At 44.5% G+C, this 22349-nt stretch carries 20 protein-coding genes; 19 read left to right on the top strand and 1 reads right to left on the bottom strand.

What is annotated here, in order from left to right; translation table 11 throughout:
- Positions 1-7 precede the first annotated feature (7 nt).
- From opp4A to MKY54_RS30605, 17 genes are all read left to right on the top strand, one after another.
- Complete coding sequence (opp4A, locus tag MKY54_RS30685) at positions 8-1726, top strand: oligopeptide ABC transporter substrate-binding protein (protein ID WP_076278205.1); 1719 nt, start codon at positions 8-10, stop codon at positions 1724-1726.
- Between the two features lie 84 nt (positions 1727-1810).
- Complete coding sequence (locus MKY54_RS30680; RefSeq protein WP_036677789.1) at positions 1811-2755, top strand: D-alanyl-D-alanine carboxypeptidase family protein; 945 nt, start codon at positions 1811-1813, stop codon at positions 2753-2755.
- Between the two features lie 322 nt (positions 2756-3077).
- Positions 3078-4103, top strand: a complete 1026-nt coding sequence (locus MKY54_RS30675) for an LCP family protein (protein WP_076099795.1) — start codon at positions 3078-3080, stop codon at positions 4101-4103.
- Between the two features lie 194 nt (positions 4104-4297).
- Entirely contained in the window at positions 4298-4723 is a 426-nt protein-coding gene (locus tag MKY54_RS30670) for a CBS domain-containing protein (RefSeq protein ID WP_036677795.1), read from the top strand.
- Between the two features lie 223 nt (positions 4724-4946).
- Positions 4947-5249 carry a MazG-like family protein gene (locus MKY54_RS30665; protein WP_170914153.1) on the top strand — a complete coding sequence of 101 codons (303 nt, stop codon included), beginning with the start codon at positions 4947-4949 and terminating at the stop codon, positions 5247-5249.
- A gap of 6 nt (positions 5250-5255) precedes the next feature.
- Positions 5256-6173: a DUF2232 domain-containing protein gene (locus tag MKY54_RS30660; RefSeq protein WP_076124314.1), complete on the top strand. Its 918-nt coding sequence runs from the start codon at positions 5256-5258 to the stop codon at positions 6171-6173.
- 11 nt (positions 6174-6184) lie between these two features.
- Positions 6185-8191, top strand: a complete 2007-nt coding sequence (locus MKY54_RS30655; RefSeq protein ID WP_076124313.1) for a DHH family phosphoesterase — start codon at positions 6185-6187, stop codon at positions 8189-8191.
- Positions 8188-8634, top strand: a complete 447-nt coding sequence (rplI, locus tag MKY54_RS30650) for a 50S ribosomal protein L9 (RefSeq protein ID WP_036677804.1) — start codon at positions 8188-8190, stop codon at positions 8632-8634. The genes MKY54_RS30655 and rplI overlap by 4 nt, the downstream gene beginning before the upstream one ends.
- A gap of 1 nt (position 8635) precedes the next feature.
- Positions 8636-9997: a replicative DNA helicase gene (gene dnaB / locus MKY54_RS30645; RefSeq protein WP_036677807.1), complete on the top strand. Its 1362-nt coding sequence runs from the start codon at positions 8636-8638 to the stop codon at positions 9995-9997.
- Between the two features lie 211 nt (positions 9998-10208).
- A complete protein-coding gene (locus MKY54_RS30640; RefSeq protein WP_076105178.1) occupies positions 10209-11495 on the top strand; it encodes an adenylosuccinate synthase in 1287 nt (428 codons plus the stop codon).
- A gap of 188 nt (positions 11496-11683) precedes the next feature.
- Entirely contained in the window at positions 11684-12328 is a 645-nt protein-coding gene (locus tag MKY54_RS30635; protein WP_339189048.1) for a hypothetical protein, read from the top strand.
- A gap of 316 nt (positions 12329-12644) precedes the next feature.
- Complete coding sequence (locus MKY54_RS30630) at positions 12645-14192, top strand: M23 family metallopeptidase (protein WP_339189046.1); 1548 nt, start codon at positions 12645-12647, stop codon at positions 14190-14192.
- Between the two features lie 190 nt (positions 14193-14382).
- Positions 14383-15114 carry a response regulator YycF gene (yycF, locus tag MKY54_RS30625; RefSeq protein ID WP_076124308.1) on the top strand — a complete coding sequence of 244 codons (732 nt, stop codon included), beginning with the start codon at positions 14383-14385 and terminating at the stop codon, positions 15112-15114.
- Positions 15114-16943: a cell wall metabolism sensor histidine kinase WalK gene (gene walK, locus MKY54_RS30620; RefSeq protein ID WP_339189044.1), complete on the top strand. Its 1830-nt coding sequence runs from the start codon at positions 15114-15116 to the stop codon at positions 16941-16943. The genes yycF and walK overlap by 1 nt, the downstream gene beginning before the upstream one ends.
- The gene (gene yycH / locus MKY54_RS30615; protein WP_339189041.1) at positions 16940-18232 is read left to right on the top strand and encodes a two-component system activity regulator YycH; all 1293 of its coding nucleotides are present in this window, start codon (positions 16940-16942) and stop codon (positions 18230-18232) included. Before walK ends, yycH begins: the two co-directional genes overlap by 4 nt.
- A 38-nt stretch (positions 18233-18270) precedes the next feature.
- Positions 18271-19011 (top strand): two-component system regulatory protein YycI, encoded by a 741-nt coding sequence (gene yycI / locus MKY54_RS30610; RefSeq protein WP_036677823.1) that lies wholly within the window; start codon positions 18271-18273, stop codon positions 19009-19011.
- 14 nt (positions 19012-19025) lie between these two features.
- Positions 19026-19832, top strand: coding sequence for an MBL fold metallo-hydrolase (locus MKY54_RS30605; RefSeq protein WP_036677825.1), 807 nt, complete (start codon positions 19026-19028; stop codon positions 19830-19832).
- Here the strand turns inward: MKY54_RS30605 and MKY54_RS30600 are convergent.
- Positions 19801-20007, bottom strand: a complete 207-nt coding sequence (locus MKY54_RS30600; RefSeq protein WP_036677826.1) for a hypothetical protein — start codon at positions 20005-20007, stop codon at positions 19801-19803. The two genes, MKY54_RS30605 and MKY54_RS30600, sit on opposite strands and share 32 nt — an antisense overlap.
- A gap of 388 nt (positions 20008-20395) precedes the next feature.
- Between MKY54_RS30600 and MKY54_RS30595 the strand changes: the two genes are divergently transcribed.
- Entirely contained in the window at positions 20396-21643 is a 1248-nt protein-coding gene (locus MKY54_RS30595) for a trypsin-like peptidase domain-containing protein (protein ID WP_076124305.1), read from the top strand.
- A 419-nt stretch (positions 21644-22062) separates the two neighbouring features.
- Positions 22063-22263, top strand: a complete 201-nt coding sequence (locus MKY54_RS30590; RefSeq protein ID WP_019914582.1) for a cold-shock protein — start codon at positions 22063-22065, stop codon at positions 22261-22263.
- Positions 22264-22349 lie beyond the last annotated feature (86 nt).

The following is a 22349-nucleotide window of genomic DNA, read 5'->3' as shown; positions in this document are numbered from 1 at the left end:
GGAACACATGAAGAATAAGAAGATATGCGGGTTCTTGTTAACAATGCTCGTGATGACTACTGTATTGTCAGCATGCAGCAGAGCAGGTACCAGCAGTAATTCATTATCTTTACATCACAATGAGGTGGTCGAAAAGCCACAGACTGGCGGAGTAGTTACTTATGGATACTCATCGCCGTTTATGGGCTTCTTTGAGCCTGCTTTTTATGAAGGTGAAGATGACTTTCATGTGCTGGAGTTTATTACTGAGGCCATGTTTACGATAGATGATGATTTATCAACGGTTCCTAATATCGCCACTTGGCAGGAGTCCGAGGATCATAGAATATTTACCTTTAAAATTAAACCGGGAATCCGTTGGCATAATGGAGATGAACTGACCGTAGAGGACTGGAAATTTGCGATGGAGACTATTGCTAGTCCAGAATACACCGGATCGCGTTATTATAGTGTGGAAATGATTCAAGGTGCAGAAGCCTATCATAAGGGTGAGGCGAAGAATATAACAGGTCTTAAGGTTATAGATCCTTATACTTTGAAAATAACAATGACAGCTGCCCGCGTAAATACGATTGATAATCTATGGCCGTATCCGATGAATAAAAAATATTATACTGGAGTCGCTGTTAAGGATATGCCTGAGAGTGATCAGATGCGAAAAAATCCGATTGGGATTGGCCCCTTTGAGGTGAGCCTTATTGAACCTGGCCAGCGGGTCGAGATGAAGCGCTTTGATCAATACTATAAAGGTAAGGCTTTATTGGATGGTGTGTTGTATAAGGTATTTGATGACAAGGAAATCATCAGCCTGTTTGAACAAGGCGTAATTGATATAGAGAATGCCCCACGAGATACTTATGAAAAGCTGAGCGAACTCGATAATATTAATATTTTACAATCAAATGAGCTTGCTTATGAGTATATAGGGTTTAAATTTGGGTATTGGGATAGTGAAGCTGAAAAAATCGTAATGGATAACCCTAAATTTGCGGATAAAAGATTACGTCAGGCGATGTATTATGCACTTGATCGGGAGGGGATCATTCAATCATTTTCTCATGGGTTAGGCAAGCCTATAGAAACTCCGGTTTCCAGTGCAAGCTGGGCGAAGATCCCTGACAGTCAGATTAATACGTATCCCTATGATCCGGAAAAAGCGAAGCAGCTGCTTGATGAGGCTGGTTTTGTAGATGTTGATGGAGATGGGCTGCGTGAGGATCAAAAAGGAGAAAAGTTAGTTATTCATTATGATTCTATGCTAGGCAGTCATTCAGCGGAGTTACGAACTGCTGCTATTCTGGAGGATTGGCGAAATGTGGGACTCGATGTGCAGCTTAATGGTGGGGCGTTAAAAGAGCTCAACACCTTCTATGAAGCAGTAGAGGCTGATGATCCGTCCATTGAGTTGTTTAACGGGGTATGGGGATTAGCTAATGATCCTGATCCTTCAGGTCTCTGGAGGGAGAATGATTTGTGGAACTACCCACGTTGGTCCTCGGAGCGGAATGAAGAATTGATTCGCGATGGCACAAGTATGAAGGCATATGATAGAGATTATCGACAACAAATCTATTATGAATGGCAGAAGCTAGTGAATGAAGAGGTTCCAATGATCTTTTTTGCGGAAAGAGAAAGCATTACTGCTGTTAATAAACGTCTACAAGGTGTGCGTGTTGATTCTTTGGGCTCCATAATTGAGCCTAATAAATGGTGGATAAAGGACTAAATTAAAAAAAATAAAAAAAATTACGCAAAAAGTGAAATCAAATTGCTGTTTCATTCGTCATATATATTATGGAGGATGACAACGATGAAGAGACGGATATTGATATGGGCTGGTGCAGCTTTGATAGTCGTTGTCTTAATTACGGTGTGGAGGCCTATCGAGCTGGGCTTTAAACCGGATATTGACGCGGGTTCAGCAGTGCTGCTAGATATGGATAGTGGAGACATATGGGTCAATATCAACGGCGATGTGCCTATGCCACCGGCCAGTGTGTCTAAATTAATGACTGAAATGATTGTGCTGGATCACATAACCTCTGGAACCCTTAGGTGGGAGGATAGAGTCCCTATTAGTGCTTACGCCAGTCAAATGGGAGGTATGAGTCTCTCATTAAAACGAGGAGATTTCTATACAGTAAGGGAGCTATTCGAAGGCATCACCATCTATTCTGCTAATGATGCTGCAGTTGCATTGGCAGAATATATGGCAGGATCAGAGGATTCTTTTGTACTTATGATGAATGATAGAGCACGTAGTTTAGGTTTATCTCCTAATACGGTATTTACCAACGCCTCTGGATTGTCGAGCAAGGATCTTGGTATCATTCGTCAGCCTACGCATATCGGTGGCCAGACGATGATGACAGCGAGGGATACAGCCAAATTGGCAGCTGCGCTAATCCATAATCATCCTGATGTACTGAATATTTCCGGTCGTACTCAGATGCAATTAAAGGATAAAGGGTTATATGTTAGTAATAGCAACCTTATGCTTCCAGGTATGGGCGGCGCTTACGCATACGATGGAGCAGATGGGTTGAAGACTGGATATGATAGCCAGACGGGATATTGTATTGCGGGATCAGCCCAGCGAGAGGGGCACCGGCTTATTGCGGTCGTTATGGGGGCAGAGACCTATGGCAGCCGATTTGAGGGTGCTGCTAAATTGTTCGATTATGGGTTTTTCCGCGGTTTACATTATGGAGAACGGGTAAAACATATTATACATGCCCTTGGAATTCGAAGTTAAATTTGGAGCATCATACCAGTAATTATTACTTGGTATGGTGCTTTTTCCCTATTCATGTCGGTATTTGTTGTTTCTTTTTATCCATTTAGTGATTACAATAGAAATATTGTTTTATCCCATATTATTTTAGAAACGCAAAAAAACTTTTTTCTATAATTTAGAATGACCCGAATTTCCTGAAAGGGGGGACAATAAGATAATGGAATAAGGGACAGTAAATTCGCCGCCGAGAGAAATAAAACCATGACTGCCTGAGAACGATCAGGAGGCATTGTAAATATATGGTATGTGTAATTATTCTACAATAAAGAAGGAATCAAAGATGAAAAAAATAAAGAAAAGATACATTGCGCTAATTGTTCTCGTCGTTGTTATAGCGGGAGGCTTTCTCTTTCGGAATTCTTTGGCCGTATTAGCCTTTGATCTCTTTTTGTCCGATCGGGTAGAAAGCAAGCTGAAAGAAGAATCTTACCAGCCACTTAAGGATGAGAATAAGGTTAAGCCAGAGCCGGTTGTATACAAAAGCGATCCATTCTCGCTGATGCTGCTCGGGACTGATCAACGCGACAATGAAACCGCACGTTCAGACACTATGATGTATGCTGTTGTTCGTCCTGAGGATTACAAAATTCTGCTTATTTCTATTCCACGTGATACGTATACCGAGATTATTGGGCATAACGATAATAAAAAAGATAAGATTACCCATGCTTATGCTTTTGGTGGGCAGCAAATGGCTAAGGATACTCTGGAAGCACTGCTGGAGCATGATATTCAGTATTATGCCACCATTAACTTTCAAGGGCTCAAGGATGCCGTTGATGCTATTGGAGGCGTTCCGCTGCCAATCAAGAAGGATATTGTAAACAAGGGTAAGGACCATGAAAAGTTTACGATCGAGGGTGGAAAGTCGAATTATAACGGTCAAGAAGCACTCAACTATACACGCTACCGTGAAGATAGTGACTTTAACCGGACCAAACGCCAACAGGTTTTTATTGATGTCGTAGCTAATAAAATGTTATCGATCAGCCAAATCGGCAATATTCCTAAGCTGCTGGATATTATGGGCGATAATTTCAAGACCGATATTGAGCCTTCAATGATCATTAGTCTGGCCAAGAAATTTATGGGCGGCAAAGATATGGATATCTCAAGCTTTACGGTAATGGGCGAAGGAAAACGTATTGACGGACTTTATTATGATATCGTTGATGAAGAGGACTTGCGCGAAGCTAAGGCGCTGATTGATAATTGGATGAATGCAGGAACACCTGTAGATCAACTGATTGAGCCGGGAAAAGCAAGTAATGCACTCGAGCCCAAAGCAACAGCAGTTACACAGTAATTCTAATTGGAAAGCTAAACTCATATAAATAAATTGCAGCAGCCATAAACATTCTCATGGCTGCTGCTTACTGTCTTCATGTTATAATGAGTTGGAACTATTATTTAGCTGCTACGTATAATCACATTGACATGGCAGTAAAAGGAAGTTAAAGAACCGTAATTCCTTCGGAACTCTTTGAGGAGGATCAAGAGATGAATATTGCATTTTTTTTACTTCCGAAACAGGAGGTGGCCTGCGTAACGCTCGATTCTACGCTGCGCCAAACGCTTGAGAGGATGGAGTTTCACCGCTATACAGCAGTCCCGATTCTTAACCGTAATGGAGAGTATGCTGGCACGGTAACGGAAGGTGATCTGCTCTGGTACATGAAAGAGTCGGAGGGTAAGGTTTCGTTTGAGAACGCTTCAAAATTTTTGCTGAAGGACGTTCCATTACGTATGAATAACAAGCCGGTCTCGATTGATGCGGATATGGAAGATCTAATTAATTTGGCTAAGGTGCAGAACTTTGTACCTGTGGTCGATGATATGAACCGGTTTATTGGAATTGTTCGCCGGAGTCAAGTCATAGAATATTGCGAGAAATTTGTAACAAGACAATCACAGGAATCATTATAGTCCCAGTGTATTCGCGGTTATAGAAGCTATCGGAACAAGGCCTGTATTTCCGGCGATAACGGAATGCGGGTCTTTTTTAAAGAAAGCTCCTCTCCAAAAAGAGGCATAGACAGCATGGATTGAAGCATACTTAAGGGGCGCGGGGCGTCCAGTGTGACACCGAATTTTTTATGCTATAATGGAGAATAAAGCTTTTTGCCGGAGGTAGAGAGACGTGTCCAATGTGCCGAAGGATCTGGATGTAGCCAAGCGCGCCAAGGTAATTGAATGGCTGAAAACCGAAGTGATTGATCAAGTTTCAAGGTTATTTAAAGCGTTATGGGAAGGCAGTACTACCCGTGTCGGTGACAGTCTGGCTAGCTTGATTATGAGCTCTTATATTTTGGGCCGCAGACTAGGGATTCCTTATCGTTCTTTAGATGACTTGCTACTGGAGAAGCTTAGAAAGCACAAGCAGGAAGGGCATCAACTGGAAGATTGGTACCAAGATATATCTGCTTTAGAAGAACATATGCGTAAGAGGTGAATACTGTTGAAATTTCGCTGGTCATCTGTGGCTTGGAGCGTAGCATACTTACTTTTGCTGCTTAGTTTAACGACTCCACTCCTCATCATCACTACCCTTTTTATGATTGTTCCGGCAGTAGTGTTGTTTACTACACTGAACACGAGACAATTTGTACTGCATGTATTGCCGGTGTTGCTGATTGTAGGCTTGATTACACCAATTTATCTGTTGATAGCTGCGTATTTCTTAATACCGGCTCTGGTTATGGGGCGTTGGTATAAAAGACATGCCCCGGCCATGTCTACTGTGATCGCAGGTACGGTTACGATTCTTGCACAGTTCCTGCTGCTTTTGCTGCTGGGTACGGCATTATTTAATTTTGACCTGTCTACCTATGTGAACGATGTATTGCAAATGGTTAATTCACCTCTGTCTGAGCTCGGAACTACTAATCCTCTGCTCACTGATATTGGATTTTCAACTGAGGATGTAAACAAGATAAGTCATATGACGGTCCAAATGATCCCTATGACTCTAATCGTAAGCTCCTTCATGATTGCTGTGATTACGCATTCTATTGCCCGCCCGATTCTGAACAGTATGAATTATGCAGTGCCTAAGATGAAGCCTGCACGTGAATGGAGACTTTCGAGATCGTTTATTTGGTACTATCTGATTGGTGTTGTTCTACAGCTCTTCTTCTCAGGGTCGGAGAACAATTTCATCCTCATGATTTCTGCCAATCTTCTGCCACTGCTGCGAATTGGCTTTATGATTCAGGCCATCGGATTTTTCTTCTTCCTGGCGCATGAACGCAAATGGAACAAGATGTCTGCCGTTTTGTTAGCGATACCGGTTATTTTACTGCCGCCGCTGCGCATTATTGGTATTATTGATCTTGCGTTCCCACTGCGGGAGTATGTGACCAAATCGAAACGATAGGGTGAGAGTTCATGCCTAAATTTCTGCAAAGACGCTGGCACGGCTATCATACCGTATGGGCGTTCATGCTGCTGTTGGTCCTTATTATAATTGTCAGTGTTTATAACTGGGCGCTTGGGGTCGCCGGCCTGTTTCTCTCAGGTACTTTATGCTTCTATATGTTGAAAGCGGAGATCTCGTTCCGCCGTAATCTGGTGGAATATATTAATGGGCTATCTTTCCGCATTAAGCGGGTAGAGGGCGAAGCAGTCAGCATGCTGCCGCTTGGAATCATTCTGTTTAGCGAGGATCGAACGGTGGAATGGAATAACCGCTATGCCGGCGATATTTTCGCACGCAAGTCTTTAGTTGGGGAATCACTGCAAGAATTATTGCCTGATATGCAGTCTTTTTTCACAGGTGCTGCAGCGGGTAAACGGGAGGTCGCCAAAGAGGGTGTGCTCCATGACACCCGCCTTGAGATCACCGTGGATGAACGATTTTATCAAGCTGTCATTATTCCGAGTGAGCGTATTCTTTACTTGTATGATATCACTGAGCTTGTGGTGTTACGTGAGCGGTATGAGGATGAGAAGCTGGCAATCGGCATAGTGATGATGGATAACCTGGATGAATCCGCTCAAGGGATGGATGATCAACAGCGAACCTCGCTGATTGCTAAGGTGACGAGTGAAATCACTGAATGGAGTAAGCAGTTTGAGGTTTATCTGCGGCGGTTGTCCTCGGAACGTTATCTAATGCTGCTTAATCATCGTAGCCTGCAAGCGTTGGAAGAGAGCCGCTTCGTGATTCTAGATGAAGTCAGAGAAATGACTGCTGATCTTAAGGTACCCATGACACTGAGTATTGGTCTGGCCTTTGGCGCAGACTCAGCAAGTGAATTAGGGGCATTGGCCCAATCCAGTCTAGATATGGCGCTTGGCCGAGGTGGTGATCAGGCAGCTGTAAAAGCAGGCCAACGGTTATCCTTCTACGGCGGCAAGAGTAATGCTGCTGAGAAGCGTACCCGAGTGCGGGCGCGGGTCATTGCGCATGCTTTGCGGGATCTGATGCAGGAGAGCGATCGTGTGCTGATCCTCGGTCATCGGACACCGGATATCGACGCTGTGGGTGCTGCAATCGGCCTGTTAAGGGCTGCGCAGATGTATAATGTAGAGGCTAGCATTGTGATGGAGACTCCTAATCCATCGATAACTAACATGATGGAGCAGATTCGTAAGGATGATGAGTTGTATAAGTCATTCATCACAACGGAGCAATCCCTACAGATCATGACAGAGCATACCCTGCTTATTGTTGTGGATACACATAAGGCGTCTATGACGATGGAGCCGCGGCTAGTGCAATATGCCAGCAGAATTGTAGTGGTGGATCATCACCGAAGAGGTGAAGAGTTCATTAACGATGCTGTATTGGTGTATTTGGAGCCTTACGCTTCATCGACTTGTGAGCTGGTGACAGAGCTGCTTCAGTATATTCATGAGAAGGTAAAGATCAGTCCGCTGGATGCTACAATGTTGTTAGCGGGGATCACGGTGGATACGAAGCATTTTGCGCTTCATACGGGGTCGCGTACCTTTGAGGCCGCAGGCTTCCTGCGCCGGAATGGTGCCGATACCGTACTTATTCAGCGCATGCTCAAGGAGGATTTACAGGAGTATATTTCCAAAGCCGAAATTATCAAACATGCGCGGATGGTGTATGACCAAATCGCGCTTGTAGTTACGGCACCAGGCATGAAAATTCCGCAGCTTCTTATTGCTCAGACTGCGGACACGCTGCTTGGGATGACCAACGTAGTTGCTTCATTCGTCATCAGCGAGCGGCCTGACGGCCTGATTGGCATTAGTGCCCGATCACTAGGACGTATGAATGTACAGGTCGTGATGGAGAAATTAGGCGGCGGAGGGCATCTGTCCAATGCCGCGGTACAGCTTGAAGGAACATGTAAAGAAGCAGAAGCCAGATTACTGCAGGTGCTGGCTGAAATCGAATCGAAAGAGGGGTTATTCGAATGAAGGTCATATTCATAAAAGATGTTAAGGGTCAAGGTAAAAAAGGTCAGGTTAAAGAGGTATCCGAAGGTTATGCTTCTAACTTCTTATTGCCACGTGGATTGGTTCGTCCGGCAACGGAAGGTAACGTGAAGACGCTGGAGAATCAAGCGGCTGCTGAACAACGCCGTAAAGATAACGAAAAAGAAGAAGCACAGCAATTGGGTAAGAAGCTTGACGAGCTAACACTGACAATGAAAGCAAAATCAGGTGAAGGCGGACGTTTATTCGGTGCTATTACAAGCAAACAGATTGCTGAGACACTGGCTTCCACCAAAGGAATTACTATTGATAAGCGCAAGATTGAATTAGGTGAGCCAATTCGCCATATAGGAGTATTTCAAGTAAGCGTAAAATTGCATACTGAAGTAAAGGCCACACTTAAGGTTGAGGTAACGGAGGAGTAACATGGGTGGAGATCTCTTTTTCGATCGGGTTCCCCCGCAGAATCTTGAAGCCGAGCAGGCGGTAATTGGTGCGGTTCTGTTGCAGGATGAAGCGCTCATTACTGCAATGGAACGGGTGAATACCGAAGACTTCTACGATAAAGCGCATCAAATGATTTTTGAGGCGATGGTGCAGCTCGGAGAAGAGAGCCAGCCGATTGATCTTGTTACACTTACGTCCAGACTGCAGGACAAAGGAGAGCTTGAAGATATTGGTGGGGTTAGCTACTTAGCTAAGCTGGCGCATGCCGTGCCTACTGCTGCTAACGTAGAATACTACGCCCAGATTATCGAAGAGAAAGCCATGCTGCGCCGTTTGATTCGCACAGCCACGCAAATTGTGAGCGAAGGTTATACTGGCGGTGAAGATGTAGCCGATATGCTGAGTGATGCAGAGCGGCGCATTCTTGAAATCTCCAACCGGCGGAGCGGCAGTGGATTTATTGCGATCCGCGATGTCTTGATGGAAGTGTTCGACAAGGTTGAGTTGCTTCATCAAAATAAGGGGGGTACCTCAGGTATCCCAACCGGATTTGTGGATTTAGATCATATGACTAACGGATTCCAACGTAACGATCTGATCATTGTTGCGGCTCGTCCATCTGTTGGTAAGACTGCATTCGCCCTGAATATTGCACAGAACGTGGCAGTACGCGCTAAAGAAACTGTTGCGATATTCAGTCTGGAAATGTCAGCGCCACAGCTGGTACAGCGGATGATTTGTGCTGAAGCCAACTTAGATGCCAATATTATGCGTACCGGTGACTTCAAGAGTGATGATGATTGGTCCAAGCTGACGATGGGTATTCAGTCTCTATCTGAAGCGGAGATTTACATCGACGATACACCAGGTATCACGGTAACCGATATTCGTGCAAAGTGCCGGAGACTGAAGAAGGAAAAAGGACTTGGCATGATCGTCATCGACTACTTGCAGCTCATTCAGGGCCGCGGTAAAGGCGGAGAGAACCGTCAGCAGGAAGTATCGGATATATCTCGTACACTGAAGCAGATTGCCCGTGAGTTGGATGTGCCGGTTATTGCCCTGTCGCAGTTAAGCCGGGGTGTAGAGCAGCGCCAGGATAAACGTCCAATGATGAGTGACTTGCGTGAATCGGGTTCTATCGAGCAGGATGCCGATATTGTTGCGTTTCTGTATCGTGATGATTATTACAATGCGGATACGGAGAAGAAGAATATTATTGAGATCATTATAGCTAAACAGCGTAATGGTCCCGTAGGCACGGTAGAACTGGTCTTTCTTAAAAATTTCAACAAGTTCGTTAACTACGAGCGAGCACATGCGGAACCATTTGCTGGTTAAACCTGACATGTATAATTCCCGAACGATTGCACATTTCTTTGTGTAATCGTTCGTTTTATTTGACTTTGAAAAAAACCGCTGTTACACTGAGAATTGTCCTTTAGCGGGTTAAATCTGCTTGGCGTCCGGAGGGCCACGTACATAAGAATGACGTATAGGGTCCATATTATGAAAAATAATGGTGCTAAGTAGCACCTACGGAGGAATGAACATGTCAACGGTAGTCGTCGTGGGAACACAATGGGGAGACGAAGGTAAAGGGAAAATCACTGACTTTCTAGCGGAAAGTGCAGATGTGGTCGCCCGTTATCAAGGGGGCAATAATGCCGGTCACACGATTCTGATTGACGGTGAGAAGTTTAAGCTCAGCTTGATCCCTTCGGGTGTATTTTATAAAGAGAAAACTTGTGTAATTGGTAACGGAATGGTTATTAATCCGGCTGCCTTGATCCAAGAAATTAATTATATTCATGAGAACGGTTTTGATACTAAGAACTTAGTGATCAGTGATCGTGCTCATGTCATTATGCCATACCATATGGTGCTGGATGCTCTCGAAGAAGACCGTAAGGGTCCGAACAAGATTGGTACTACACGTAAAGGTATCGGTCCTTGTTATATGGATAAGGCAGCACGCAACGGTATCCGTATTGCTGACTTGATGGACGCTGAGGAATTCGAACTGAGACTCCGCCCCTTGATGCAAGAGAAGAACCAAGTGATTACGCAGGTCTATGGTGCCGAAGCTCTTAACGTAGAAGAGATTCTGACTCAATACCTGGAATATGCAGAAGTGCTGCGTAATTATGTAACAGACACCTCTGTTATTCTTAATGATGCCATTGATGCGGATCGCAAAGTGTTGTTTGAAGGTGCGCAAGGAGTAATGCTTGATATCGATCAAGGCACGTATCCGTTTGTTACTTCATCCAACCCATCTGCCGGTGGGGTGTGCATAGGTTCTGGTGTGGGACCGTCCAAAATCAAACAGGTTATTGGGGTTGCAAAAGCCTATACCACTCGTGTTGGAGATGGCCCGTTCCCTACAGAGCTGAATGATGCAACAGGTGATTATATCCGTGAAACAGGTCATGAATATGGCACAGTTACCGGACGTGCACGCCGTGTAGGCTGGTTCGATAGTGTAGTTGTGAGTCACGCTCGTCGTGTAAGTGGAATCACAGGGCTATCTCTTAACTCGCTGGATGTACTTAGCGGACTTGAGACTGTGAAGATCTGCACAGGCTACAAATACCGTGGTGAGGTAATTACTCATTACCCTGCTAGCCTCAAAATGCTGGCAGAATGTGAAGCGGTATATGAGGAACTTCCAGGCTGGAGCGAAGATATTACTTCTGCAAAAACGTTGGATGATCTTCCAGCAAATACACGCAGATATGTTGAACGTGTATCTGAGCTTACAGGTATTCCGATTGCTATCTTCTCAGTGGGTCGTAACCGTGAGCAGACGAATCAAGTATTGCCAATTTATATCTAAAACCTAGTTATACTAAGGAGCCTCGTTAGAGGCTCTTTTTTTTGTTCTGAGGACTATCTCTCTCTTTTGGGGCCTAGATTTATACCTAGACGTTTCCCAAGGCCGGTTCTAGTCAATACTGGATGTATAGAAGAACATGTACATGATCTACCAGATAGACTTGAACATAGGTGAGAGGAGAAATGAAGATGAAGATCGTGAAGCGTGCACTTAGCGTATGTCTGATTGTGGTACTTGCCAGCACTCTTTCAATTCTAACAACGGGCGTGGTTGTAAATGCTTATATTCAGTCGGTACTGGCTAGCTTCGATATTAAAGTGAATACTCCCGGTCCGGGATTTGGAGGAATGATTCGGAGCATCATTGGCATGGATAACAAATCTGACTCGGATACAGCCAATAAAGAAGTAACCACAGGGAGTACAGTTAGCAAGGAGACCGACAAAAGCACGGATTCGCCAGCTAAAGGCAAGGGCGAGCCCGTAGATGATAATACTCCAACTGATGCCTTACCAGTTATGGGGCAAGTTACAACCGAAAGTTCAACTGATAACGGAAGTGGAAGTGTTGGTGACCAACAATTAGTAATGACACCTGAGGCACTCAGTGACTTCAAAGATAATCTTCCATCGGAAGAGAAGGTAAATATATTCAATATTTTGATGTCCAAACTACCCCAGGATGAGATGGCAAAAATTTCAACAGCGATGGAGGATGGATTAACAGAAGATGAGGTTAAAGAGCTGCAACAGGTAATTGCAAAATATGTTGATGCAGACGAATATGAGAGCATAATGAAAATGCTTACACCAACTACAGAATCTACGCAATAGCTTTTATAATTGTCACTTTATAGACACAAGAAAAAGGTTAAAATTTCATATTTGCGCAAAAAACCCGCGTATTTGGCGGGTTTTTTGTCATGTCTAAAGTTGAAATTTTTCTCTAAGCTATGGTACAGTAAACAAGGACCTCAAGAGGTTAAATTTTTGTAACCTCCTTAACAACCTTTTTATAGGTTCATTAGAAGCAGGAATTAAGCACTAGTATACGCAGAAATTTACATGGACGTAATCTATATAATCGAGGTCGTACAATTAGCTTGGCCGCTTTTGTCGGAAGTAAAAGCGGACTGAAAGGGAGAGTTTCATGAAGGGATTTAAGTTCATGCGTCGGATGAGCAAGCTGCAGGATGGACATCCAGCAGAATCCGAGGCGAATGTTCAACAGAGCCACAATTTCGATCACGACTCCAAACACTTTCAACAAGAGAAAGGTACTCGCAGATTTCGGCGTGCTTGGATTTTGGGATCTGTCGGCCTTGTGCTTCTAGCTACGGTGTTGGTTGGAGCAGAGAAAAAGTATGTAGCCGCTAACACGGTTACCTATTATCAAGTGTTGGTGAAGGGTGAAGAAGTCGGAAGACTTACCGATCAGACGCAGCTTAACCAGCTATACGAGAAGAAACAACGAGAATATCAGGAGAAATATCCGAATTCAACCATGGTGCTGCAAACAGAGGGCATAACAATAGAAGAGCAGAAGGCATACAAGCCAGAAGTTGATAGTGAGGCGACACTTACTAAACTAGATGGAATGCTGAAAGCTTATGCGGTAGGCGTGCAATTGATGGTAGATGGCAAGGCCGTTGGCATAGTTAAGGATCAGGAAACTGCTAATGCTGTGCTCGAAGGGGTAAAAAATCATTATGTCCCACAAGCAGAAGTAGCAACGACGGCTAGTAAGCTATCGAGAACAGCTGCTTCCAGCTCATCTGCTGCAAAATCGAAGGCTCCAGAGCAAGTAGAGTCGGTAGAGATTAGTGAAGATATTTCTATCGTTCCTATCAAAGCAGATCCTAATAAAGTGTTGGATGTGGAGGCAGCGGTCCAGACACTTACTGAAGGTAAAGAGGCGCCTCTTCTTTATACCGTTCAAGAGGGTGATACGATTTCGGGGATTGCCAAACGGTTTGAAATCACCCAAAAAGAGATTTATAGTAACAACCCTAACGTGAAAGAGCTGACGTTGAAGATTGGAGATACACTAAAGCTGAAGGTACCCCAACCAGATGTTACAGTAGTAACTGTGGAAAAAGTGACTGAGCAGATAGTGACTGAGCCGGAAGTGGTTGTGCGTTCGAGCGATCAGCTAGCGGCAGGCAAAAGCAAAGTGGTTCGTCCAGGACAAACTGGACTTAAAGAAATGGAGTATCGGGTAACAAAGGAAAATGGCATGGTTGTTCAAGAAGAATGGTTAGGCCAGACCGTTATAAAAGCCTCGCTGCCAGAAGTTGTTTATCGGGGAACGAAGGTTGTTGGTGAAGGAACAGGCATGTTCAGTTGGCCGGTAAGCGGGGCAACCCTGACAAGTAGCTTCGGTGAGCGTTGGAGCCGTGCCCATAAGGGTATTGATATGGTATCTAGCAATCGGAATATAAAAGCTTCTGATGCCGGGACCGTAATCTTTGCAGGGGTGCAGAATGGATACGGGAATGTAGTTATTGTGGATCATCGCAACGGATACCAGACCTATTATGGTCATTTAAAAAGCATCTCGGTTTCTACAGGCCAACGCTTGGAGCAGGGTGGCAAGATTGGCGTAATGGGCAGCACCGGACGTTCGACGGGTACACATCTGCATTTTGAGATTCGGAAGAATGGCACTGCTGTAAATCCAATGAAGTATTTGCAATAATTCATACTTAATCCTTTAACTGCTCGATTTTAATCGGGCGGTTTTTATTTTTTTAATCTACGAGTGACGGCAAAGCCGTTTCTTTTTGCTGGGCAGGGGGATTGCTTATTTCGTAGGATGTGACGGTTAGACAGGTATGTTAAAATAAAGGAATGATCATTAAGTAAGGATAGGAAGGTGAAGCTGGGACATGCAGATGGGAACGATTCTGGTAGTAGATGATGAACAGCCTATTGCTGATATATTGAAATTTAATTTAGAAAAAGAAGGCTACGAGGTTATTTGTGCTTTTGATGGTAACAGCGCAGTGGAGCTGGCATTGTCCAAAAGGCCCGATCTTATGCTGCTTGATCTTATGCTGCCCGGCAAAGATGGCATGGACGTCTGCCGCGAGGTGCGTTCTGCGCACTTGGACATTCCTATCATTATGCTTACAGCCAAGGACGGAGAGATTGATAAGGTACTTGGCCTGGAGCTTGGTGCTGATGACTATGTGACCAAACCTTTTAGTACACGTGAATTGCTGGCCAGAGTTAAAGCCCAGATGCGGAGACAGCATAAACCGTCACCACAGGGGATGGCGAGTGAACCAGCAGAGAATAAGCAGGGCATTTATCATTTTGATCTGTTTATAGATACAGATATGTATATGGTCTATAAGGGCGGGGAGCCGCTTGACTTGACCCATCGTGAATATGAGCTGCTCTACTATATGATCAAACATGCCGGTAAGGTGATGACTCGGGAGCATTTGCTGCAGGCAGTGTGGGGATTTGAGTATTTCGGTGATGTGCGGACCGTTGATGTGACGATCCGTCGTCTAAGAGAGAAAATTGAGGAGAACCCCAGCAAGCCCGAATATATTTATACTCGGCGTGGACTTGGCTATTTGATGCATAGCCCTAAAAATGGAGGACTGTGATGAAGTGGCGGTCCTTTATCCGGACAATTCAGGCAAAACTTATTATTATTTACGTGTTGCTGATTCTGATAGCTATGCAGTTGATCGGGGTTTATTTTGTGAGCTCGATGAAGAACTCGTTAACAGATAATTTCACCAAGGACCTTAAAGCACGTGCTGAGATGTTGTCTATCCTGACTGCTGATAAATTTGGTAGTGAGGCTGGAACGGCTGATGAGGAAACGGCTGTGGAAAGTCTGCGCGGGATGGTCAATAATCTGTACATTAACGGGGCTGAAATTCAGGTACTGGATGCCAGCGGCAAAATCATCACCACTTCCGTTCCCTCGCAGAATGACTATGTCGGGCAGCGTAACACCCAGACAGTTGTGAATCGGGCCTTGCAGGGCATCAGTGATAACGAGGAATATATTATTGCGGATGATAATGCGCGGAAAAAGGTTGTGGCTAAGCCTGTGCTCTCAGGTGACAAGGTAGTGGGCGCAATCTATATTGCTGCTGACATGAAGGATCTGTACGCCACGATGGGCCGGATCAATAGTGTATTTATCTCAGGTTTGCTGTTAGCTCTAGCGTTAACGGTTGTTTTATGCGTCATTCTGGCGCACACTATCACGCAGCCTATTAAGGAAATGACGAGGCATGCTACGGCGGTCGCTGAAGGCCGATTCAATCGTAAAATGCCCGTATTGGGCAATGATGAAATTGGACAACTCAGTCAGGCGTTCAATTATATGACCGGTAGATTGCGTGAGGCACTCTCGCAGAATGAAGAAGAGAAGGAGAAGCTTACCTCTATTCTGACGAACATGAGTGATGGTGTTGTGGCTACAGATGAGAACGGAGTAGTGATTCTGATGAATCGGCGGGCAGCATTGATGCTCGGAAATGAAGGTCCGTTGCAGGAAGGTGCTCCTCTAGATAAACTGTTGGGCTTAGATTACGAACAAAGCGGATCTCTGGCTAAAGGTAATGCCCAATCTGCAATGCTTCATCTGACCCATATGGGTGGAGAAGATTCTAATATCGTAAGAGTGACGTTTACTCCGATTCATCGTCGAGAGGGTGGCATTGCCGGCACAATTGCTGTGTTGCAGGATGTCACCGAACAGGAGAATCTGGAGGAATCACGCCGGGAGTTCGTGGCGAACGTTTCGCATGAGCTAAGAACACCACTTACCACTATTAAAAGCTATGTTGAAGCACTGGATGATGGAGCACTTGAAGATCCGCAGCTGGCGGTTCGGTTTGTTGGGGTGATTCGCAACGAAACGGAACGGATGATTCGTCTGGTTACGGATTTACTGCATCTTTCCCGTCTGGATTCCAAGGAAGCTCTTCTTCGAATTCAGCAGACAGATATTACCGAGATGCTGGAGGATGTTGCGGATCGTTTTTCTTTTCAAATTCGGCAAAAGCGTATCGATATCAGTACAAGGGTCCGCAAAGATGTTACTACGGCGTGGCTTGATCGTGATCAAATCGACCAGGTCTTGGGGAATTTGGTCTCCAATGCGCTAAAATATACGCCAGAAGGCGGTACAATTGAATTGGAAGCGTTGAAGAATGAGGATGGAATGCTCTCCATTTCTGTACGTGATTCGGGGATAGGGATTCCGAAAAAAGATATCGAGCGGATCTTCGAACGATTTTATCGCGTGGATAAGGCACGTTCGCGGAACATGGGAGGCACTGGACTTGGCCTTTCCATTGCCCGGGAAATTGTGAAGGCACATGGAGGCTCCATTTCCCTGCAATCCGAGCTAAATGAAGGTTCAAAGGTAACCTTTACCCTGCCTTTGAACGAGCAAAGGGGGAGTGAGGCGTGAAGGAACGAATCAAATCATGCATTCTAGCCTTGCTCGTGCTCGGAAGCCTGGTTGAAAGCTATTATTTGATCTACCGCTTGCCTGGTGCTGATTCTGCGGTGCTTTCTGAGAACCTGTATGTGAAGACAGATAATATGGGTCCGGAAGAGAAGGTAGAGAACCTGTTATACCCTGACAAAATGATCATCCATATGGGGGAAGGCAAGCATACGCTTTTTTATCCGGACTCTACGTTCTATAGCTTGATCATGAATCGCTTAAAAGGTCGTGGCTTCGAAAGCTTTCAGCGGCACTCGGTACAGGATTATGATTGGGATAAGATCCGCAATGAGAATCCTGGGATTGAGCTTTCGTTCGGAGCGGGCATTCCGGTAACGTTATTGCAGCGGGTGATGCAGTTATCGCCAGATTCCCTTTTTGAAGGAGAAAGCATCGATCGCATTTGGATCTATAACATTAAGAACGATTCCAAGGCCCATGCTATTTTCTTCAGTACGAGAGGCGACATCATATACGAAGCGGCAAAAGCGGATTTAACGGTTCAGGATGTGCAGCAGCATGTCGATTTCGGTAAGAATTGGACGCCTTACAAGACCGTAAGCGGGGATTATTATGTGCCGGACAGTAAGATTTCTCTGGTTCAGGTAGACATGCCTTCCGGGATGTACACCATAGAGCAAATGCAGAGTAATCTTTTCTTCGATGTTGGAAGCACTAGATATATCCGGGAGAAAAACGGCTCGGAGATTTATACGGACAGCAAACGAAGCCTTCAGGTGGACCAGGGTAAGAACTGGATGAGCTATAGCGACCCTGCGGCTCTTCCAGCTGGAGAAAGTACCCCTGCCAAGGATGCTTTGGAAGCTGTAGAATTTGTGAACCAGCATGGCGGATGGAATGGGACTTACCGTTTGGAGGCTACAGAGGAAGGGAGACAGGAGAGAAAGGTCTCTTTACAACAATATTATGGCTCCTATCCGTACGGCTCCTATCCGATAATGAGCCATTCATCATTACAGTATGGTGTAATAAATCTGGAACTGCAGCAGGGAACAGTATCCTCTTATGAACGTTCTCTAATCTATATAGATGAAAGTAAGGCCGTAAAAAAGGTAGTGGAGCTATCTGGAGGTGCGGATCTGGAGTATAGGTTGTCTCTGGTCAGTAAAACTTCGGCAGTGAAGGATTTAACGCCTGCCTATGTGCCTGAGGTGAAGGAAGATCATCTGGAGCTGATACCTGTCTGGAAAGTTACACTTAGTGATGGCAGCGTGCTTACTTTGAATTAATGGGCAAGTGGTTCATATAACATTTAGGAGGTTCGGGTATGGATTGGGGAAGAGCTAAAAATGTACTGATTTGCGCCTTTTTAGGTCTGAATCTGCTGCTATGTTACCAGCTGTGGGTCGATTTACGCGATCAGGTTAGTGCTAATCTTGATTTTACTTCCCTGTCTGCTGAGACCCAAGCCGTAATGGAGCAGAAAGGGATTCGTGTATTGTGTCCCATTCCGGCTTCTACCCCGCAGCTTCCTAACATTACTTATCGTTATTCTGCTGAAGAGCAGACTGAACCACCAATTAAATTAGATGTACCTATAGACAGCAAGCTGATCTATTCTTCCTTCTCAGAGCTTAGCAAGGCGCTTGAGGATAAGATTCCTGACATTTCCAATTATCGCTTTGATTCACAGGAAAGTGAGGTTGGGAAGTTCGTTCTTCATCCGCTGGTTCAAAATCAGTGGTCGTTGTTCCGTGTTAGGCTAGAGTTGATTAACAGTGATCAAAAAATCGTAGCTTACCGCTGGCCGAAGATTGAAATAGGGACAAGCAGCAGCGATAAAGAACAGAAGGTGCTTCCAGCATCGCAAGCACTTAGTAGTTTGATAGAGAAGTATTTCCCGGCAGATTCCGTAGTGAAGGAGATTGAGCTGGGATATTACGGTGAGCTGTTCAACTCGGAAAGTCAGGTAGCTTCGCCGATGTGGCGGTTTATGCTGGAGAACGGCAATGCCTATTATGTGGATGCTATTAGTGCGGACATCATCAGTCCTAAGACAACAGAGTAGAAGGAGTAAGGAAAATGGGGATTTCATTTACAGTACTGTCCAGTGGTTCTACCGGCAATGTAACGGTGGTACGAAACGGGGAGACAACACTTATGATTGACGCAGGTTTTAGTGCCAAGCGGATCGATGAGCTGTTGGCCATGCGTGAACTAACGGGTAATGATATAGACGGGATTCTAGTTACACACGAACATTCCGATCATATCAAGGGACTCGGGGCCATGGCCCGTAAATACGATCTTCCGATTTATGCGAACACCAATACCTGGGGAGCTATCGAGAAGGGAATTGGTAAAATACCGGAGTATAACCGTATGATCATGGAGTCTGGCCAGCACAAGGATTTCGGCAGTATGCGAGTAGAATCCTTTGCGATTTCTCATGATGCAGCGGAGCCAGTGGGTTACAATTTTTATGATGGAAAAGAGAAGTTATGTGTAGCTACAGACCTGGGCTATGTTAGTGATAAGGTAAGAGATGCAATTTCAGATGCAGATGTATTGGTGCTGGAGGCGAATCATGATATCGAATTGCTGAGAATGGGACGTTATCCGTGGAATACGAAACGGCGCATCCTAGGCGACATGGGTCACCTTTCCAATGAGGCAGCTGGAGCTGCGCTTAGCGAAATTCTTACAGGGCGGACCAAACGGACCTATTTGGCGCATTTAAGCCGGGATCACAATATGATGGATTTGGCAAAAATGTCAGTACGCGGCGCAATGGAGGATCGGGGCTGTTTTTTCAAAGATAGTGAGTTCAGACTGTGTGATACGTATTATGATCAACCTACGCCATGGGATAAGCTGAGCCAGTCATAAGCTGATCAAGTTCAGCGGTCTTGCGATCTAATTCTTGGCGGGAGATTAGACCTTTTTCAATCATCAATTCGATCATTGCGCTAAAGGCAAGGGTCATGTGGTAGTGTTCATCCTTTAAGTCACCAAGCTTACCGATAAACTCGACTAAATCCATACTTGTTGAAAAAGAACTCATAATTAATCCTCCTTTAATAGTGTGAATATATAGTGTAATTAGAACTGAAAACTGTAAAAAATTCGCAGGTGTTTTAGCTGAGGAAAATCCCGAATTGCAGGTTGCCTGTGATACAATTAAAAGCGTGATGAGCAATGCTAAAATTTTAGGGACACTTCTATTTTATTGTAGTCTTTTAAGTTGCAAAATATTCCTAATAGAGAAGATATATTAAAAGATTATCATAATCTAACGATTGATCGAAACTCTTGTGGGGTTAATGGATAAAGTGAAACTTTTTAGTGATATTTGGAGTCTAATGGTTACAGAGGTTTGGTTCGGACGTGGTTGCTATAGGTTCAGGTCTTACCAACAGTGAACGCTTGGCAATAGAAGGGGGAGATTTTCGGTGGGATTGTTTGATGATGATTTCTATTCAACTAAAGTTTCGCGGTCCAGAGGGGATGAAGCATCAAAGGGATCGTTTGCTAATCGTAGACATTCTGTACGCAGATCGCGTAAGGGTTTATCTACCTGGCAAATATCCGCCGTTTGCTCCTTAGTCAGCGCTGTGGTGGCAGTTTTGTTATTCAGTATGTTTACAGGCCAGATGAGTCATGAGACTGCTCAGAAGCCGGTTGTAGCAACTGGAAATGTTGCCCCAAGCAGTAGTGATCCATTTGACCGGATTATTCAAGCTGCTGCCACGGTTCGCCCTGCAGTAGTAAGTATTATCAATCATAAAGAAGATAATGAAGAATTAAACATTCTGGATGAGTCTGCACTAGGCTCAGGAGTGATCTATAAAAAGACAGGGAATAAAGCATTTATCATTACCAATAATCATGTCATTGAAGACTCCGGTAATCTCGAAGTAGTTACAGTGAACGGAGAGACTCGTAAGGCAACACTCGTTGGAACGGATAAAGTAAGCGACATTGCGGTACTCTCTATTGATGCCAAAGGAATCGATACCATCGCGCAGCTCGGTGATTCCTCTAAGCTTCGTCTAGGTGAAACGGTCATTGCTATCGGTAATCCGCTAGGACTTGGTGATACATTGACCTCGGGGATTGTTAGCTATACTGAACGGATGGTTCCCGTATCCCTTAATCAGGATGGAGTATATGACTGGGAACAAGAAGTGATACAGACCGATGCGGCGATTAATGAAGGAAACAGTGGCGGCGCATTAGTGGATCTGGATGGCAAGGTCATTGGAATTAACACAATGAAGATTTCAGATACGGGTGTAGAGGGTCTGGGTTTTGCAATTCCTGCGAATCATGTGATAGATATCGCTAATGAGCTGGCTGAAAAAGGACATATTGCCCGTTCGTACTTGGGTGTATATTCAGTTGATTTGAACAATCCGTACGTTCCACTAGCAGAAGATCAACGCAATGAATTGAACCTGCCGAACAGTGTTAAGGATGGAGTAGTTGTTCTAGAAGCCGTTGGCCCTGCGAAGGAAGCTGGACTGCAATTCAATGATGTCATTACCAAATTTAATGATCAATCAATCATATCTACCCTTTCTCTTCGCAAGTACTTATATAATCATACGAAGATCGGTGATGATCTGAAAATTACTTATTATCGAAACGGCGAGGCCAAACAGGCAACAGTTAAACTTCTTGAAAAACCACAGGAATAATATGCTGGAAGTCGGTATATAATGATATAGCAGTTACGACAAGTAGAGCGGACTACCCCTTCGATTCCGAGGGGGTACCTTCTTGAAAAAACGGATAAAAGTAACGTTTTTGGAAAAGCTATTTTTCTAAAACCATGATAATTATGCCAGAAAAAGGATCTATTTAGGGAATAAACACTAAGTGGCAGCCCTTACATTGGAAGGTAATACTTATTAGGGCAAAACCGGATATATTCGGATGCTTGCTTGCCTTTGCTAATCAGGTGTGGTAATATGATATCAATCATACATTTAGTCCCTAATTCTCGCATTGAAAAGGGCTGTCATATTTGGTAATACAACCTTTTTCAATGTGTGAATTTTTTCTTTGTTTGAAGATAAAAAGAACATATTAATTTAAATTTGTGGAGGTAACACACATGCAAACAGGTACAGTTAAATGGTTCAACGCAGAAAAAGGATTCGGATTTATCGAAGTTGAAGGCGGAAGCGACGTATTCGTTCACTTCAGCGCAATCACTGGCGACGGCTTCAAAACTTTGGACGAAGGCCAACGCGTTGAATTCAACGTTGTTCAAGGCAACCGTGGACCACAAGCCGAAAACGTTGTAAAACTGTAATAATAGAAGAAACCGTCCCAGCTTGTGAAAGTTGGGACGGTCTTTTTATATCTAGTTACTCACTATTGACTTACAGGATGGGAGGA

The sequence above is a fragment of the Paenibacillus sp. FSL P2-0121 genome, assembly GCF_037975345.1.
GTDB lineage: Bacteria > Bacillota > Bacilli > Paenibacillales > Paenibacillaceae > Paenibacillus_AQ > Paenibacillus_AQ odorifer.
Note: the sequence above shows the minus strand (reverse complement) of the source record. Positions and strands in the feature narration are given on the sequence as shown.

Coding starts and splice junctions, on each gene's coding strand:
- MKY54_RS30670 (WP_036677795.1), top strand. CDS start 4,298: ATGAATATTGCATTTTTTTTACTTCCGAAACAGGAGGTGGCCTGCGTA.
- MKY54_RS30590 (WP_019914582.1), top strand. CDS start 22,063: ATGCAAACAGGTACAGTTAAATGGTTCAACGCAGAAAAAGGATTCGGA.
- MKY54_RS30640 (WP_076105178.1), top strand. CDS start 10,209: ATGTCAACGGTAGTCGTCGTGGGAACACAATGGGGAGACGAAGGTAAA.
- MKY54_RS30675 (WP_076099795.1), top strand. CDS start 3,078: ATGAAAAAAATAAAGAAAAGATACATTGCGCTAATTGTTCTCGTCGTT.
- MKY54_RS30600 (WP_036677826.1), bottom strand. CDS start 20,007: ATGAGTTCTTTTTCAACAAGTATGGATTTAGTCGAGTTTATCGGTAAG.
- MKY54_RS30680 (WP_036677789.1), top strand. CDS start 1,811: ATGAAGAGACGGATATTGATATGGGCTGGTGCAGCTTTGATAGTCGTT.
- MKY54_RS30630 (WP_339189046.1), top strand. CDS start 12,645: ATGAAGGGATTTAAGTTCATGCGTCGGATGAGCAAGCTGCAGGATGGA.
- MKY54_RS30655 (WP_076124313.1), top strand. CDS start 6,185: ATGCCTAAATTTCTGCAAAGACGCTGGCACGGCTATCATACCGTATGG.
- MKY54_RS30635 (WP_339189048.1), top strand. CDS start 11,684: ATGAAGATCGTGAAGCGTGCACTTAGCGTATGTCTGATTGTGGTACTT.
- yycF (WP_076124308.1), top strand. CDS start 14,383: ATGCAGATGGGAACGATTCTGGTAGTAGATGATGAACAGCCTATTGCT.
- dnaB (WP_036677807.1), top strand. CDS start 8,636: ATGGGTGGAGATCTCTTTTTCGATCGGGTTCCCCCGCAGAATCTTGAA.
- opp4A (WP_076278205.1), top strand. CDS start 8: ATGAAGAATAAGAAGATATGCGGGTTCTTGTTAACAATGCTCGTGATG.
- yycI (WP_036677823.1), top strand. CDS start 18,271: ATGGATTGGGGAAGAGCTAAAAATGTACTGATTTGCGCCTTTTTAGGT.
- walK (WP_339189044.1), top strand. CDS start 15,114: ATGAAGTGGCGGTCCTTTATCCGGACAATTCAGGCAAAACTTATTATT.
- MKY54_RS30605 (WP_036677825.1), top strand. CDS start 19,026: ATGGGGATTTCATTTACAGTACTGTCCAGTGGTTCTACCGGCAATGTA.
- rplI (WP_036677804.1), top strand. CDS start 8,188: ATGAAGGTCATATTCATAAAAGATGTTAAGGGTCAAGGTAAAAAAGGT.